This is a genomic window from Calothrix sp. NIES-3974, from assembly GCF_002368395.1.
Lineage (GTDB): Bacteria > Cyanobacteriota > Cyanobacteriia > Cyanobacteriales > Nostocaceae > NIES-3974.
In genome coordinates this window covers 4580863-4598781 of record NZ_AP018254.1, presented here as the reverse complement: position 1 = coordinate 4598781, position 17919 = coordinate 4580863, and the positions used below count along the sequence as shown (strand labels likewise).

General features: G+C 41.3%; 14 protein-coding genes. 10 read left to right on the top strand and 4 right to left on the bottom strand.

Annotated elements, in window-relative coordinates; genetic code table 11:
• Positions 1-149: 149 nt before the first annotated feature.
• Positions 150-716 (bottom strand): arsinothricin resistance N-acetyltransferase ArsN1 family B, encoded by a 567-nt coding sequence (locus CDC37_RS18520; protein ID WP_096623952.1) that lies wholly within the window; start codon positions 714-716, stop codon positions 150-152.
• Between the two features lie 294 nt (positions 717-1010).
• On the opposite strand from CDC37_RS18520, the gene CDC37_RS18515 reads away from it, so the two are divergent.
• Positions 1011-2276: an FAD-dependent hydroxylase gene (locus tag CDC37_RS18515; protein WP_096623950.1), complete on the top strand. Its 1266-nt coding sequence runs from the start codon at positions 1011-1013 to the stop codon at positions 2274-2276.
• Positions 2277-3096: 820 nt separating this feature from the next.
• Here the strand turns inward: CDC37_RS18515 and CDC37_RS18505 are convergent.
• Positions 3097-4455, bottom strand: a complete 1359-nt coding sequence (locus tag CDC37_RS18505; protein WP_096620005.1) for an IS4 family transposase — start codon at positions 4453-4455, stop codon at positions 3097-3099.
• A 390-nt stretch (positions 4456-4845) separates the two neighbouring features.
• Between CDC37_RS18505 and CDC37_RS18500 the strand changes: the two genes are divergently transcribed.
• From CDC37_RS18500 to CDC37_RS18485, 4 genes are all read left to right on the top strand, one after another.
• Positions 4846-5280: a hypothetical protein gene (locus tag CDC37_RS18500; protein ID WP_231943109.1), complete on the top strand. Its 435-nt coding sequence runs from the start codon at positions 4846-4848 to the stop codon at positions 5278-5280.
• A gap of 47 nt (positions 5281-5327) precedes the next feature.
• Entirely contained in the window at positions 5328-5765 is a 438-nt protein-coding gene (locus tag CDC37_RS18495) for an NUDIX hydrolase (protein WP_096623946.1), read from the top strand.
• Positions 5766-5961: 196 nt separating this feature from the next.
• Positions 5962-7125, top strand: a complete 1164-nt coding sequence (locus CDC37_RS18490; protein WP_096623944.1) for an AI-2E family transporter — start codon at positions 5962-5964, stop codon at positions 7123-7125.
• 131 nt (positions 7126-7256) lie between these two features.
• Positions 7257-8513 (top strand): AAA family ATPase, encoded by a 1257-nt coding sequence (locus tag CDC37_RS18485; RefSeq protein WP_096623942.1) that lies wholly within the window; start codon positions 7257-7259, stop codon positions 8511-8513.
• Between the two features lie 141 nt (positions 8514-8654).
• Here CDC37_RS18485 and dnaB read toward each other — a convergent pair whose 3' ends face one another.
• Positions 8655-10013 (bottom strand): replicative DNA helicase, encoded by a 1359-nt coding sequence (gene dnaB / locus CDC37_RS18480; RefSeq protein ID WP_096623940.1) that lies wholly within the window; start codon positions 10011-10013, stop codon positions 8655-8657.
• A 934-nt stretch (positions 10014-10947) separates the two neighbouring features.
• On the opposite strand from dnaB, the gene CDC37_RS18475 reads away from it, so the two are divergent.
• The 5 genes from CDC37_RS18475 to CDC37_RS18460 all read left to right on the top strand — a co-directional run bounded on the left by CDC37_RS18475 (position 10948) and on the right by CDC37_RS18460 (position 16531).
• Positions 10948-11595 (top strand): response regulator, encoded by a 648-nt coding sequence (locus CDC37_RS18475; RefSeq protein ID WP_096623938.1) that lies wholly within the window; start codon positions 10948-10950, stop codon positions 11593-11595.
• Positions 11596-12159: 564 nt separating this feature from the next.
• Positions 12160-14487: a S8 family serine peptidase gene (locus CDC37_RS18470; protein WP_096623936.1), complete on the top strand. Its 2328-nt coding sequence runs from the start codon at positions 12160-12162 to the stop codon at positions 14485-14487.
• A 63-nt stretch (positions 14488-14550) separates the two neighbouring features.
• The gene (locus CDC37_RS18465; protein WP_096623934.1) at positions 14551-14829 is read left to right on the top strand and encodes a hypothetical protein; all 279 of its coding nucleotides are present in this window, start codon (positions 14551-14553) and stop codon (positions 14827-14829) included.
• Positions 14830-14867: 38 nt separating this feature from the next.
• Complete coding sequence (locus CDC37_RS24485; protein ID WP_157780782.1) at positions 14868-15032, top strand: hypothetical protein; 165 nt, start codon at positions 14868-14870, stop codon at positions 15030-15032.
• Positions 15033-15295: 263 nt separating this feature from the next.
• Entirely contained in the window at positions 15296-16531 is a 1236-nt protein-coding gene (locus CDC37_RS18460; RefSeq protein WP_096623932.1) for an LL-diaminopimelate aminotransferase, read from the top strand.
• Between the two features lie 552 nt (positions 16532-17083).
• On the opposite strand, the gene CDC37_RS18455 is transcribed toward CDC37_RS18460, so the two are convergent.
• Positions 17084-17842, bottom strand: a complete 759-nt coding sequence (locus CDC37_RS18455; protein ID WP_096623930.1) for a lipoate--protein ligase family protein — start codon at positions 17840-17842, stop codon at positions 17084-17086.
• Positions 17843-17919: the final 77 nt, after the last annotated feature.

The window sequence follows — 17919 nt, the reverse complement described above, 5'->3', positions numbered from 1 at the left end:
ACATTTTTACCAGAATTATTGTGATTAGGTGTGATTAGGCGTAATACCATTTCCAGAAAATGTATCAACTCCAGAGTAAAACGGTGTCAGTCCCCCATGTCGCTTGGACATAAACAGGAAAATAGTTCATACCCATTCCCTATTACCTTTCAATTCGGTAATAACCGTTCCCAAATATTATCCCCTCCCATCTGATTCATCCTGATTGGTGGATGGGGATTGGGAGAGGGGGGTTGCAATTTTAACTCTAACCAGATGACATCATGCCATTGACCGCATTTGTAGCCAACCTGACGGTAAATCCCCACTGGTTGAAAACCCATTTTATTGTGTAAACCCATACTCGCTGGATTCGGTAGGGTAATTCCGGCATAGGCGTTGTAGTAGCCCTGGTGGCGTAAAATTGCAAACAGGGAAGTATATAATTTCTGTCCAATTCCCCTACGTCTGGCATTGTTGTGGATATAAACACTCACATTTACCGACCACTGGTAAGCAGCACGTTCGTTATGGGTTGTGGCATAAACGTAACCGAGGATTTGGGATTGCTGTTGATATACTAACCAGGGATATCGCTGGGTGACAGTGTGAATTCTTTGCTCCATTGATTCTACGGAAGGAGCTTCGGTTTCAAAGGTGATACTACTATCGGTACAAAAGGGAGCGTAGATTGCTTGGATTTGGGTTGCATCGGCAATTGTAGCTAGTCGGATCATGATGGGAAAGTAAATAATTTTAGATTTTGGATTTTGGATTACCGTAGAGACGACCCGTCAGGTCGTCTCTACTATGGATTTTGGATTACTACATTCATTTTGATCGGTGGGTAAAGGTTCTTTGTAGCGCTAGTCTACGAAAACCCTGCGGGTATAGCACTTGATGTTAAAGCTTTTTCGAGGCTAAATCCCTCACTACGAATGAATCCTTGATACCGATTGCGAAATTGGGGGCGATCGCGTCAAAATAAGATTAAAAGTCTGTAATTTGTCTTAATATAAGTTTTTATCGTGATGGCGCAAGCACAGCTTTCAGCAACTTGGCAACCGACTAGGTTGGTTTCTGACTCCTCTGGATATGATTATGATTTAGTGATTGTTGGGGGGGGTATTGTCGGTTTAACCCTAGCAGGTGCGTTGAAGGATTCGGGTTTGAGTATACTCCTCATTGAAGCACGATTAGATTCTCCGGCGGTGATGAAGGGACAAGCCTATGCTGTACACATGCTGTCGGCGCAAATTTTTCGGGGTATTGGGGTCTGGAAAAGCATATTACCCCACATTGCTACCTATCGTCGGGTGAAACTTTCGGATGCGGGTTTTTCCCAAGTTGTGGAGTTTAATACGCAGGATATCGGTACTGATGACTTGGGTTACGTGGCGGAACACCAGGCATTGTTATATCCGTTACGGGAATTTGTCCGTGAATGTCCCCAAGTGAAGGTAGCTTGTCCGGCGGAAGTTGTGGGTGTGAAATATTTGAATGATGCGGTGGAGGTAGAAATTAAGTCCGGTGAGGAAGTTCAGACTATCCGGAGTAAACTAATTGTGGGTGCGGATGGATCGCGATCGCAAATTCGAGGGAGTGCGGGAATTAAAACCCGTGGTTGGAAATATTGGCAGTCCTGTATTGTGGCGTTTGTCCGTCCAGAAAAGTCCCATCTAGACACTGCCTATGAAAAGTTCCAACCTAGTGGACCATTCGCCATATTACCATTACCAGAAAACCGTTGCCGCATTGTTTGGACTGCTCCCCACGCGGAAGCCAAGGCTTTGTGTGAACTGGATGATAGTCAGTTTTTGGCAGAATTAAGTCAACGTTTTGGCGACCAGATGGGTAAATTGGAGTTGTTAGGGGAAAGGTTTATTTTTCCTGTACAATTAATGCAAAGCGATCGCTATGTGTCACCCCGGTTAGCTTTGATTGGTGATGCAGCCCACAATTGTCATCCCGTTGGTGGTCAGGGGTTAAATTTGGGTATTCGCGATGTGGCTGCGTTAGCGGAGGTAATTCAAACAGCCCACGCAGCAGGTAAGGATATTGGCGATATCAAGGTTCTGAAGCAATACGAACGTTGGCGTCAGCGAGAAAATTTAGTGGTGTTAGGGTTTACCGATTTATTGGATCGATTATTTTCTAATAGTTTTCTCCCCATAGTTATAGTCCGTCGTTGCGGTTTATGGGTCATGGCTCATTTACCTTTTCTTAAGGTATTTATGCTCAAGTTGATGATTGGGTTGTTGGGAAGAAAACCGAGTTTGGCCAAAAAAGTTTCCTAGCTCGACTTTATCCATTTTTAAAAAACCTAAAACCCGACGCTGAAACCATTGCAAGATAGTTATTTTAACGTGAATTCGACAGATACAAAGAATCCCTCTCCAAAGCTCTCTTTCTTGGGAACAGAGGTTTTGAAAGAATATTCTTGATTGAAAACCACGGATTTTCTGCCCCTCTGGGAAGTCACAGAGGGGTTGGGGTGAGGTTCATCGAACTCATGTTTTTTTCTTTTCCCATACTGTTCTTTTCCCATACTGTGTGTCTTGGCTTTGCTTTCTCATATTCTCGGAAATGGATAAAGTCGAGCTAAGATAGGGTATTTTGTATAAGTGCGGAAAAAGCTGACCGTATGTTTGGTGCAGAAGTAGCCCGTACCCCTGTACTATTTTCCGCTTGCTACACCAATAATGCGAGGGGGTCAGAGAATCGCTGAAATACCATTTTTTTCGTTGACCCCCTCGCCGCCTTGCTGTGTAAGGGTTTGAAGGATTTTTCTCATGGATTTTTACTGCTTCGACGACAAATTTTTAGACCCCCTCGCAATCCGCCTCTGGACACCTTGCTGTATCTGGGTTTAAAATGAAGGGGTCTCCTCTTATGAGGGGAAATAATTGATTGGAAACCTCATAAGAGGAGACTAGAATTAAAAAAGCCCCCGATTGGGTCTCCTCTTATGAGGGGAAATAATTGATTGGAAACTTCCCCCCGGAGTTGCTATCCATTAGTCACATCTTTCTTAACAAAGTCTGAAAAGCGATTATAGAAATGATTTCAGTAGAGGGATTAAGCATTAAGATTAGACAAAACTCAGAAAGTATGCATTTAGATTTGATGGGCTAGCTTCCAAGTTACGGCGATATCGTGCAATCGTCGTAACCCTCTCCAAATCGTCTTGACTCCAGGTTCCCCATCACCTTTACGACCCAGAAAACCACCTAGTCGAGCAATCATTCGTACAGCTTCTCTTAATGTTGGTGGCTGATCTGGTGGAATTGGGTTTTTGTTCACACTTACACATAAAGATTGCCATTCAACTGTAGTTAAAACCGTTTCACAACTTTGTTCTGGATTATCCCTTGCTTGGTAAGTTAACCATAATAATCGCCATGCCACAATCGAATATGTCGCTAATGCCATTGATAGGCGTTTTCCTGTCTCCAGTTGTAATTCCTCGATTCGACAACCGCTTTTCAATGTATAGTGATAACGCTCGATTAACCAACGATATGTATACCATTCAACACATTTTACCGCATCTTCAAGGCTATTAATTTCCAATGTCGTTAACAATAACCAACTGATTGGTTTTATCTCCGATGGTGGACTCTTTTCTTCTGCTAATATCACCTGTAGTTTTACTGGTTTACAAAGCGAACGCCCGAGCTTATTTTTTGGTACTTCTATTTCAACTGTTTCGTATCTAATTGTTAGTTTTGCTATCCTTTCTGGTCTTTCTGGATTTCTTCTTACCTTGACTTCTACTTCTCCCTGAGTTGGACTTGACCTGATCGCCTCATGTAGATAATTCGCTGTATGGCTAACTTTTCTATTATGAGTTCCTCTGATTAGTAAGTGGCTATTTTCTGGTCTTTCCTGATTAAATAAATCAAATATATCTGCTTCTGAGTCTGCTACTGTTATGATTTTTATCTTTTCTGGTAGTAATTTATTTGTTCTCTCTAGCCCTTCCAACCATCTTTGGCTTTCTTTTTCTTCTGTTTGTCTTTTTCTACGTGTTTTTGCTATTCCTAAATCTTCGATATTTCTTGACCATACTTGTTGGTCTATTACTCCCAGTGGAACTCCTTTTATGCTTGATAATAACGTTGAATGTACTTTTAATCCTAAACTTTTTCTCTGGTCTAGATATCCAATTCCTTCTGTTGCTGGATGACTTGTTACATCCATATTTGTTGTGTCTTGTATTGCTAATACTATCTCGTGTTCTTTTGCCCTTTCGATTGTACTTTTGATATGTCCATTGCTTATATCTGATGGTTTTATATACGGCGAACTCCACAAATCATATGCTGCTGTTGTCGCTGCTACGCTCCCACATGCTTGAGGTACACTCGATGTTGGTTGTGCTGCTAAATCTTCTACCATCTTTATCAAACGCTTGTTTCGCCGTTTATCTCCCAAATCCAAGTGCTTCAATTCCCTTGCTGCCCATTTTTCCATTTTTTACACCCTATCTTTCCTCTCTCAAAACTATACCTATCAAGCCTTTCGTCTTCTTTTAAGTATTTTTACTTTTTGTTAAGAAAGATCCGGGTAATGGATAGCCTTGTAAACGGGGGGTGAGACCTGTATTTCTCAAAAGGGAGTGATAAGCCTTGAGTAGTGGGTTTATTTTCCTGCTACTCCCTACTCCCCACTCCCCACTCCCTACTCACTGAAAGTTTGAGAAGTTTGTGAGAAATCCGGGGAGAGTAGTCTAGACACGTAGCGTGTCTATTATTACTTGGTAATCACCATCCTTCCTCTTCACAGACACTGACGCAAACACTATTCCCAACTCCCAACTTAGTGGAGACTTAACCACCAAAATTGAATAGACAATATATACTGATGCAGAAAAGCAAAAATTATCCCATGACCGGGTTTATGCAGTTAGGAAGTATTTTTTACTCATATACAAAAACAATCTGTTGGGGGTTTATCGTTTTGACCTCAACAGTGATGTTAGGTGCTTGTGGTAGTATCACTGGTTCGGGGATAAATATGATTGGTGCAAATGTCACACCAATTCGTGATTTATCTTCTGACTTGATTCCAAATCAGGAGCAGACTACGGTTTATGTCCAAGGTAAAGTCATTCAACGTGTACCTCTAGTCAAAAAATATGCCTACCAAATTGATGACAACACCGGCAAGATTTGGGTGCTAACGGAGCAAAATAATTTAAAAGTCAATTCTCAAGTGGTGATAAAAGGTCAACTACGTTACCAAAGTATTTCTTTTGAAGGGCAGAATTTTGGGGAAATATACTTAGAAGAAAAGTAATTTTTAGTGAAATATATAGCATTAAGAAATCCCACACGGCAAAACCCATGAATCAACAACCCACTGAAGTCGCGATCGCCATTCTCCAGCAGGACGATAAATTTTTGATGCAATTGCGCGATAATATTCCCAATATTGCCAATCCAGGTATTTGGGGGTTTTTTGGGGGACATCTAGAACCGGGAGAAACACCTGAACAAGCTGTAAAACGGGAAGTGTTAGAGGAGGTTGGTTATGTTTTACCTCCCACACTGCGTCAATTTGGTATCTACGCGGACGAAAAGGTGATTCGTTATGTGTTTTATGCACCTTTAGAAGTCAGTATGGAAGAATTAGTATTACATGAGGGATGGGACATGGGTTTAATTTCAATTCCAGAAATTCAGCAGGGAAAAGCTTTTTCTCGAGTTGCAGGGGAAGAACGTCCCCTGGGGGTTTTACATCGGCAAATTTTACTGGAGTTTATTAGTAATTGGTATGATTAATCAAGTTCGCAAATCCCTAAGAGGGTGTTTTAAAAGTCGATTTTAATACTTAACAAGCTCGTTTTTGGGAGTCGGGAGAAGGGAGAGACGCTACATGTTGCGTCTGTATCAGGAGAGACGCGACATGTCGCGTCTGTACAGTACAGTTGATAACGACAAATATACCGTTTTAAATTCATTTTAAATAGCAAATCAAATGAATAATCTACCTGCACCTCACGAGTCATCATCAAAAATCTCAGCAAATCAGTTACCACGTTGGTTAATTTGGGGAATCACCTTTCCTTTGATAGTTTTGAATGGCTGGGTATTATTGATTGTTTTAAAGTATTTTCAACCGTTAGTAAGCATATTTATTTCTGCTGCCTTATTAGCATTTGTGTTAGATTATCCGATTAATTTTTTTCAGCGTCGGGGACTAAACCGGATAATTGCGATCGCATTTGTTTTACTCTTAACAATTGTTATCGTTGTAGCAGTTGGTTTTACTCTGGTTCCGGTGATTTTTGAGCAGTTGTATGAATTAACTCAAGTTTTGCCAAGTTGGATTGATTCAGGAACGGAAAAAATTGAAGCTTTCCAAGGTTGGATTCTCCAACAAGAGGAATTTCCGATTAATGTTGGGGGGTTAATTACCCAAGCTCTTGACCGTTTATCCACCCAATTCCAATCCTTTACAGGTAAAATTTTGGGTTTTGCTGTGGATACAATTAGCACGATTGTGAATGTATTGCTGACGATTGTATTAACAATTTACATGGTTTTGAATGGAGAAAAACTTTGGGATGGAATTTTTCAATGGTTTAACCCGAAAATTGGCACTCCCATTCGCCAATTAATTCGTGAGGATTTTCAAAATTATTTTATTGGTCAAGCTACTATTGGAGCGATTTTATCTGTTTTATTAACCCTATCTTTTTGGGTGTTAAAGGTTCCTTTAGGCTTATTATTTGGCATCACCATCGGATTTTTCTCCCTCTTTCCCTTTGGTACAGGTATCGGTATTTCCTTGGTGGTATTGTTAGTCGGCTTACAAAATTTCTGGCTAGGATTGGAGGTTTTAATCGTTGCGATCGCCACCGACCAAATTAACTCCAATGTAATTGCACCTCGTCTCCTCAGTAATTTAACTGGTCTCAATCCTATCTGGGTAGTAATTTCTCTACTATTAGGAGCTAAATTTGCTGGTATACTTGGTTTATTAGTTGCCATACCCATTGCCAGTTTTATCAAAGATGTTGCGGATATTTGGCGCTCCGGGGAATTCAATTTATCAACCCATGTTCAGCCGGAGACTAACCCCAATATCACTACAAATATAACTGGGGAAATCTCAGATGTAGAAATCAAAAAATCATAGGATAATTATTCAACAAAGTACAGGAAACAAAATACAGGATGCATAATCTTAATCATCTTATTTAGTTAATGATTGACCTTTTCTGTTAACTGCTAACTGTTAACTGTTAACCCTAATTATCCTAGTAGTTCATGCTCAAGCAACTAATTTTAGAAAACTGGAAAAGTTTTGCCTATGCCGAACTACCACTTTCACCATTTACGGTAATTGTCGGTACAAATGCCAGTGGTAAATCTAATCTAGTGGAAGCATTTATATTGTTAAAACGTCTTGTAAGTGGGAATACAATAGATGCTTCTCTTGCTGGAGATAAAACTTTAACTCCAATTCGTGGAGGAATTGATTGGGCTGCATTAAAACCAGAGCGCGAATTTACTTTAAAAGTGCTGGTGGATGGGGAAGGTAATCAAGTAGATTATTTATATAGTGTGAATGTTGATACTAAGCCCGATGCAGAAATTTTAGCAGAAAAAATCATTTATCGTGAGTATCAGCGAGATAAAACTAAAGTTGTATTTGAACGCGATATTATTTCTGGGTATATTGACTCCCATGATTATAAAGATATCATTTTAAAAATTTCTACCCTGTACAAAAATGCCCGATGGACATTACCTAATCACCATAAATCTATTCTCAACTACTTTAAAAATACCTACATTCTCGATAACATTACCGAAGTAAATCTGATTATTAGCAGTTTAGAAAAAATCTTTGTTTTAAATCCTGTTCCCGAACGAATGCGGGGTTACTCACCTATCTCGAAAACCCTCGATAGTGATGGGTCAAATATTGCAGGTGTAATTGCTGGTTTGTCAACCCGTGTACGGGACGAAGTTGAAGAGACTTTGTGTGAATATGCTCAGGGTTTACCCGCAGGAAATATCGTCAAAGTTTGGGCTGAACGTATTGGTAGACTTGGTGGAGATGCCATGCTTTACTGTGAAGAAGAGTGGACTCACGGACAGATTCAAGAAATTGACGCTCGCAGTATGTCCGATGGAACCTTGAGATTTTTGGCAATTATGACGGCTTTATTAACAATTCCCCGTCATAGTCGTTTAATTATTGAAGATGTGGATAGTGGGTTACATCCTTCTCGTGCCGAATTACTTGCGAGGATGCTGCTAGAATTGGGTAGACAGCGTGAAATAAATATCCTCGTCACCACCCATAACCCTGCATTGCTGGATGCATTTGGAATGGAGATTGTCCCTTCGGTGGTGGTGGTTCACCGTGATGTGAATACGGGGGAAAGTAAATTAACGCGTCTCAAAGATATTGAAAATTTACCCAAGCTGATGGTTTCTGGAGCTTTAGGACAGCTAACCACCGAAGGAGCGATTGAGGATAGTTTAGCTGCGAATAGGATTCAAGATAGTCGTTGATTTCTCCTGTCGTTTGATATTTTGTACTCTATTTTCCAAGTCATTACTGTCAAATTACGCGCGATCGCCAAAATATCACTTTTAACTCATATTACTGACGCAGGGCTGAATAAATCAATCTTGTATAGAGATGGCGATGCTCTAATATCCTCCCTGACGGGCTAAATTTTTGAATTTGGTAAATTGGGGGTCAAATAGTAATTTCACTGTTCCTGTGGGTCCATGACGGTGTTTTGCAATAATTACTTCCGCAATTCCTCGGTCGGGGGTATCCGGGTTGTAGTAATCATCCCGGTATAACATCATGACTAAATCCGCATCCTGTTCAATGGAACCCGATTCCCGTAAATCGGACAGCATTGGACGTTTATTTGTTCTTGCTTCCACACCTCTACTTAACTGGGATAGGGCAATCACGGGTACATTTAATTCCCTAGCTAATCCTTTGAGATTACGGGTAATTTTGGATAATTCCTGCACCCGGTTATCCCCTGCACCTTCCATTAATTGCAAATAATCAATTAAAATCAAACCTAAATCCATACCCTGTTCAGCTTGCAATCTTCGGGCTTGCGATCGCATTTCATTAATGGTAATATTAGGGGTATCGTCGATATAAATGGGCATTTCCGACAGTAAACCAATCGCCCTAGTTAAAGACTCCCACTGGTTCTGACTAATCCTACCACTTTTTAAATAACTACTTTCAATCCCCGCTTCCGACGAAAGCATCCGTAATGCTAACTGTTCCTTCGACATTTCCAAACTAAAAATCGCCACGGGTAAGCGCACATGTCCAGAAATATAATGGGCTATATTCATCGAGAAACTGGTTTTCCCCATCGCTGGTCTACCCGCAACAATAATTAGATCCGACCGTTGAAAACCACCATTAATCATCGCATCCAAATCATAGAAACCACAGGTAATCCCCGGTAAGGCAACCCCCTGATTTCGCTCCTCAATATCCTGAAAATTCGCAATTAAGGTTTCCGCAATATGCACCAAACCCGATTGACTACGTTCCTGAGTCACCCCAAAAATCTTCTGTTCAGCCTGATCTAAAACCCTTGGTAACTCCGTTTCCGTCTCATACCCTAATTGCACCACCTCATTCCCCGCCTTAATCAACTGCCGACGGGTATATTTATCCATCACCAATTGCGCTAGTACATCCACATTAACTGCCGAAACAGTTTGATCCAGCAGAGAAATTAACTTACTGCGTCCACCAATTTTAGTTAATAAATCATGGTCAGTTAACCATGCAATCATCGTCAGCAAATCCGTCGGTTTCCCCTGAGCATGTAGACGTAACGCAGCTTGGTATATTTCCTGATGAGCGCTTAAATAAAAAGCATCCGCAACCAAGCGATCGCTAACTCGACTAATTGCCTCCGGATCAAGTAAAATTCCTCCTAAAATCGCCTCCTCCGCTTCAATATTCTGTGGTGGTAAGCGGTCTATCCCTGAACCTTGAAACTTTAACTCGTCGGACATAAACAATCTGGAAAGAATACAGGATACAGGATACAGGAGATAGGAGACAGAATCCCCATTTCTCACGAGTCAGAGCGATCGCCCATATGGTAATCTTTATTCAGAAGGTATTTCAACCCTTTTTAACTGGTCATAACTTTGTCGCAGTGCAAAACCCATGAATCTAAGTTTGATCAGATTTTGAGAAATGTGGAGAGAAGTCGCGGAGAATTCAAATTAGCAGCCATGTTTAGGTGTGGAATATTTCCCTAACAGTACCTTTTTCCTGAATACTTCACAAGTGTCCCACATTATTACACCACTCACAACTCCCTACTCCCCACTCCCTCCACATCAAATAGGAAAATCAACCCATTACTCAAGGCTTATCACTCCCTTGAGAGAAATATAGGATTTATCCACACTCCATATCTAACCGAAACAGCCATCATCGGACATTGGTTTTAAATTAACTTTACAATTAGCCCTCAAAACTCCGCTATATTGAGAATATCTGTCACCATCCCCATGCCCGGATTTTTCATCAACAGGACTCAATACAGTTCAGTTAATGATTCTTCTTTGTGGTTTCGGGAGATGCGATATATCTAGTCTCTACAATTATTTGGGGTTTATGAATTTTCTTATCCGAACCCTATTGAAATAGGACTTATATAGTTTACGCTAATGCTTGCTACATATCAGGGGCTGTAACCGTTGATTATTCTAGTTTCATTTATTGCCAAGTACAAGATAATCGATATTACGCAAAAGTAACCACACTGCGTCATTACCTAGCTTCCTTCCCGCGTAGCTATACAAATTAAGTACGCGAACCCTTACCGCAGGCTATTACAAATTACCAATTACGTACGCGAAGCGTTGCCGTAGGCTATTACAAACTACGTAGCTTGCTTCCCGCGTAGCGGGTATTACAAATTACAAATTACGAATTATGAAGATTCGGCTGTTACTTGTAGATGATCAAGAAATTTTTCGCCAAGGATTAGCATCCCTATTATCCCTAGAAGACGACCTAGAAGTAGTCGGAGAAGCAGCAAACGGAAAACAAGCGATCGCATTAAGTCACGAATTACAGCCGGATGTGATTTTAATGGATATCAGAATGCCAATTTGCGACGGAGTTGTCGCTACCCAGGAAATTCACCAACGCTTTCCCTGGATGAAAATCCTAGTTCTCACCACCTTTGACGAAGACGAGTATATTTGGAAATCTCTCCAAGCTGGTGCATCCGGATATTTACTGAAAAGCACACCTGCAATCCAACTTGCAACCGCCATCCGCACCCTCCATCAAGGTCACTGTCAACTCGGTCCTACTATCGCTCCCAAATTATTCGCTCAACTGCGATATCCCCAGGAAGAACCCTGCAAACCTTCCCCATCCCAGCAATTAGCAAACCTCAGCGAGCGAGAACAGCAAGTATTAAGCCTAATTGCTCAAGGAAAAAGTAACCGGGAAATCGCCCAAATCCTCTTTCTCAGCGAAGGAACCGTCAAAAACTACGTCACCCAAATCCTTAACCACCTCGAATTACGCGATCGCACTCAAGCTGCTCTCTGGGCTAGGGAAAATTTGTAAGTACGGGAGTGGGGAGTAGGGACGTGGGTCATCTTCAGGGAATGACAGAATTGATTTGGTAGTATAAAATCGTGATTAAATTCAAGTAAATTTATATCAAATATTTCTCAATTTGCAAGCAAATATTTGCAAATTTTATGGGTATTTTAACTGAAAAGTAATGTATTGATAAATAGATATTTTTCAGTATATTCCCATCTTGCACCTTGAGCAAATTCAAAATAAATTTGACTGGTGTACGTTTTAATTATTCAACTACGCTCCCGTCCGCTAGAGATTGTAAATCCTTGGCTAAAAGTGTAAGTCCATTACAATCGACTACAAATAAAACATCAATCATGAGAGTAATTAATTACTCTAAATATATTTACTTGCGTTTTAATTCGTAAGGTGCAAGATTTAAGTATATTTATTGTTAAAAAACTCTAATTCTTCCTGTCCCTTTTGCGTAATCTGCCGTATTAGTCCTGTATTGAAATGTGCAGGTCTTTGGTGCTTTTGTTTCCGGTATTGATATCTCGTAGACCATAAAAATACGTACTCTACACAAAAGTAATTATACATATGGCAGTCCAACAAAACTCCACCGTTACCGAGTCTCAGCTTACCACAAAACCTCTAGTTCAGCAGTCCGTAAATAATCTCACCAGCAATAATTTTAACGTAGATATACTCTGGCGCAATTCTTCTACAGGTAGTAATGCCGCTTGGTTAATGAACGGAACAACCCATGAAGCGGGGTTAATGATGGTTAGTCATGACCCATCATGGAAAATAGCTGCGATCGCAGATTTTAATAATAATGGACAAGATGATATTCTGTGGCGCAATTCACTTACAGGACAAAATGCCATTTGGGTGATGAGGGATAGTTCTACCATTGAGGAAGGAGTTTGGTTAATTCAGGTTCACGACACCAACTGGCAAATTGAAGCGGTGACAGACTTTAATCGGGATGGTCGAGTAGATATACTTTGGCGCAATTACCGAACCGGTCAAAACGCCATCTGGGAAATGAATGGTACTAATCTTTCCCGTGGTGTATTCATTACCCAAGTTCACGACACCAACTGGAAAATAGAATCCACCGCCGATTTTAACCGTGACGGTCAAGTAGATATACTTTGGCGCAATTACCAAACCGGTCAAAACGCCATCTGGGAAATGAACGGTACCAATCTTTCCCGTGGTGTATTTATCACCCAAGTTCACGACACCAACTGGAAAATAGAATCAACCACCGATTTTAACCGTGACGGTCAAGTAGATATACTCTGGCGAAATCATCAAACCGGTCAAAACGCCATCTGGGAAATGAATGGATCGACTCTCAAAAATGGTATTTGGTTAGAATCCCGGAGTAGCAACTGGCAAATCGAAGCCACCGCCGACTTTAATGGAGATGGTCAGGTAGATATACTTTGGCGCAATTATCAAACAGGTCAAAACTCCGTTTGGCAAATGAACGGTACTAACTTGAGAGAAAATGTCGTCCTCACCACCATTGGTGAGATGGATTGGCAAATCGCAGGGGTGATCAAGCGTAATACCATTGAAAATAATAATACTTTAAGCACCGCATCCAACTTGGGTGTAATTAACGGTTTAACAACGATTACTAACTACGTTGGTAATAATGATGTAGATGATTATTTTCGCTTTACCGTAAATTCACCCAGCAGATTCAGCCTGGATTTATTCGGTTTGAATGCAGATGTGGATGTTGCCTTATTTGATGCTAGCGGTAGAAGAATTACCTCATCGGAAAGAGGTGCTACCTCGAATGAATCAATTCGACGGGAATTAGCTGCGGGAAACTATTACGTTAGAGTTTACAGATATGGTAGTGCTAACAGTAGCTATACCCTCAATTTATCCTTGCTAAGTGGCTTTAACAGCACCTATGGATATGGTTTAGTCAATGCAGATGATGCAGTTAGTAGGGCTTTAGGACAAAACCTTAACGGAAACAACACCATCAACACCAGTAACTGGTCAAGAAGAACCGGTGGAAACTGGGGTAATGATGCCATTAACGCACCCAATGCGTGGTCACGGGGATATACAGGAAAAGACATCACTGTCGCGGTGATTGACGACGGAGTATTTATTAGCCACCCCGATTTAAGTAGAAATATTTGGCGTAATCCAGGGGAAATTCGCAACGGTATAGACAGCGATCGCAATGGCTATGTGGATGACATCAATGGCTGGAATTTTAGTACTGGTATCAACGGCAATAATAGCGATGTCAACCCTGTCAGAGATTCACAGGGTGAGTGGAACAGTCACGGAACCCACATTGCTGGGACAATTGCTGCTGCGAATAACGGTGAGGGGATAACAGGAGTTGCCTATGATTCCCAGATTATGGGATTGAGAATAGGTAGAACAGAAGAAGGATACTTTCTCAATACAGGAAATTTGGCAACAGCAATCCGTTACGCAGTCGATAACGGTGCGCGGGTGATTAATATGAGTTTAGGTTTGCTCTTTGTTAGTGATGAATTAGAACGAGCATTTGCCTACGCAGCTAGTCGCAATGTGATGATTGTAGTTGCAGCAGGAAATGATGCTGGTAGCTTCCCCTATGCCCCCGCATATTTAGCAACAAACTACGGTATTTCCGTCGGTGCAATTAATATTAATGGCAACATCACATCCTTCTCTAACCGCGCTGGTTCCAACCCCGATATGCTCCATGTCGTCGCTCCAGGACAAGATATTAGATCCACCGTTGCTGGTAGCAGTTCCTACGCAAATTATCGAGGTACATCAATGGCTGCACCCCACGTAGTTGGAACCGTCGCATTAATATTAGATGCCAACCCCCACCTGAGCCATGCTCAAATTCGACAAATTATCGCCGAAACCGCAACCAGAATCAATTAAATAGCAAAATATACCTGGAAAACTCCGTTTATCGGGAACTACCGGTCTGTCCCATTAATTTTGATGAGTAATGAAAGACACGTAGTAGCGCTAGTCTACGACAACCCTGCGGCTATAGCGCCTGAGAAAAAGTACATAGTCGCAGCCAAAAATATGACGATAGTTGGTACAGAAGAAACCTGCACCACCTATTTGCCATTGTCAGCGATCGCAATCAATCTTGCAATAAAAATCACATTCACAGCAAAAACTTTCCCCGGGCACCTCCAAAAAGAATATTTTCAAAAATACAAAAAAATAGGTAATTTCACCATAGCTTTGAGCAAGGCAGAGAACATTTAGGATTCTCATGCCGCTCTGGGCTGCTGTTCTATCAACTTATGACAGACACCCTCGAACAGAAAGAAAAACAAAATATACAACCCGCTTCCATTGTGCGTTGTCGCGATCATCCAGAACAGAGAAAAAAAGATAAAATCGAGCGAGATAACCTCAAATACAACAAAAATTATCAAGTTTTAGTTTTGAAACATGATGAAGATTAGGCAAGAAAATTAAGCATTTTGCCTAACTAGTAGGACAGATGAAATTTTTGGCGTTGCTGAATACAAATATGAATCGTGAATCGAAAATTTGACGTTGTGTAGAGATATCGCATTGCTACGTCTCTACTCATTGATCGTGTAAAGTATATAAAAGTATATAAATGTGAAAAGCTGACACAGCAATCAGTTGACTGATTCCCCATCAACAACGCATTATTAACAGACGTGTAATTACTTCCGATTAAACCTATCCGCAAGCAGTTATGGCAAAAATTAACGATAATTACCTCAAACTCAAAGCAGGCTACCTATTCCCGGAAATTGCTCGTCGAGTCAATGCCTTTGCCCAAGCAAACCCCGATGCCGCAATTATTCGCCTTGGTATCGGTGATGTCACTGAACCCCTCCCGGAAGCCTGTCGCCTAGCAATGGTGCAAGCGGTAGCCGAGATGGGGAACCGGGAAACCTTTAAAGGATATGGTCCAGAACAGGGGTATGAATGGTTACGGGAAAAAATCGCTCAACACGATTTCCAAGCCCGTGGTTGTGATATCGACGCATCGGAAATTTTTATCTCCGATGGCTCTAAATGTGATTGTGGTAATATTCTCGATATCTTTGGTAAAGATAATACCATTGCCGTCACTGACCCCGTGTATCCTGTGTATGTAGACACAAATGTCATGGCGGGAAATACTGGCGAAGTGAACGAAAAGGGTGAATATGCGGGTTTAGTCTATTTACCAATTTCCGCCGAAAATAACTTTACTGCCGAAATTCCCAACCAAAGAGTTGATTTAATTTATCTCTGTTTCCCCAACAACCCCACAGGTGCAACGGCTACCAAGGAACACCTACAAGCCTGGGTTGATTACGCCCGCGCTCATAACTCAATCATATTCTTTGACGCAGCCTACGAAGCCTTTATTAGCGATTCCAACCTTCCCCATTCTATCTACGAAATTCCCGGAGCAAGGGAATGTGCCATCGAATTCCGTTCATTTTCCAAAAATGCCGGGTTTACCGGAACCCGTTGTGCGCTAACCGTTGTTCCCAAAACCCTCACAGCCAAAGCCAGCGACGGTAGCGATGTAGAACTATGGAAACTGTGGAACCGTCGTCAATCCACCAAATTTAACGGTGTATCCTACATCGTCCAACGAGGTGCAGAAGCAGTTTACTCCGATGCAGGTCAAGCACAGGTTAAAGCTTTAATTAATTTCTACATGGAAAATGCCAAAATTATCCGGGAACAATTAACCGCAGCAGGTTTACAGGTTTACGGTGGAGTGAATGCACCCTACGTCTGGGTGAAAACCCCTAACGGTTTATCCAGTTGGGATTTCTTTGATAAGCTCCTACATACTTGCAATGTAGTCGGAACTCCTGGTTCCGGTTTCGGTGCTGCGGGTGAAGGCTATTTCCGAATTTCTGCCTTTAACAGTCGCCAAAATGTCGAAACCGCAATGGCCAGAATTATCGATAAATTTAAAGCTTGAGATACTAGTGGTTTGTCAACGCAGAAACAATGGATAGATTTTTTATCTAGTGACCATGCTCCGCGTGGTCGCTTAGTGAGTTGAAGGCTCTGCCTCCATTCACGAAGCAGGAGCCTCGCAGATTCTGCTCCCACGCGGAGCATGGGAGCGAGGGGAAAGCTAGGTGTATTTACGCCGCGCGGTACTAGTGGTTTGTCAACACAGAAACGATGGATACATTTATTTATAACTCAAATGCGAGCAGGATGTCTGCACCACCACCATCCATCAAAATAAAGTTGACAGACCACTAGTCTCCAACAACACTGCGCTTACCCGAAAAGTGAATTCGACGGATTATAAACGCTACAATCCCTGTGAATCCATGATTTTGAAAGTTAAGGTTTAAAGTAACCTCATCCATTAGTTGAGAACAAACTCAATAACTGACTGATTTCCGGTTTAATGATTTTATTCTCAACATCATACTCGGAGGTTTTTAGAAACTTCTATTTTCTACGAATGCTACTGGGCAAGAGTTTCAGGCTTTATAACTCATCGAACTCACGCATATCAAAGTACAAGAGAATCGATATTAAAACCCGATATTTTCATGATTTCTTGCCATTCTTGGGGTGTGAAGGGTTGAATTTCTAACTTAATTTGAAAATATTCTGCGGCTGTGGTTTGGAGGGTATCAATAATAGTTGGTAAATCTTGATCAATTGACACGGGATTGATGGAATGATTAATGATTAATTCCCGTGCTTGGGGATGAAAAACTTGTTGATATAATTCAAAACTTTGATTGATGCGCATGGAACCGTGTTGCAGAATGTTTTGACCTTGGCGTAATTGGGCACTACCAATAAATTTATAACCATTTTCTGTAACTAAATCAGCACCTGTAGCTGTACCGAAACAATTGGGATTATGGATATAGCCCCTTCCAGCTTGACCGTAATGTAATTTAATCCCGAATTTTTGCCAACCAAGGATTAAAAATTTACAGATTTGTTGATAAGCTTCTATACGTTTTGAACTTAATCCAGAGGTGATAACTGCATAGGTTAAATCACCTTGGTGTAAAACTGCTCTTCCCCCCGTCGGACGACGAACTAAATTAATTTTTTGTCCTTGCCATTGCAGGTTTTCCCATTGCGGAGGATAGGTTTTTTGGTGATATCCGAGGGAAATTGTCGGTGATGACCAGGTGTAAAATCGTAGGGTGGGAGGATGATTTCCGGCAATATGTTGTTGGAATAACCAGGTATCAATTGCCATTTGTAATTCTCCATTGAGTTGTAGGGGAGGGATGAGTCGCCAATACATTTTGGATTTTAGATTTTGGATTTTGGATTTTGGATTACCGTAGAGACGACCCGACGGGTCGTCTCTACTATGGATTG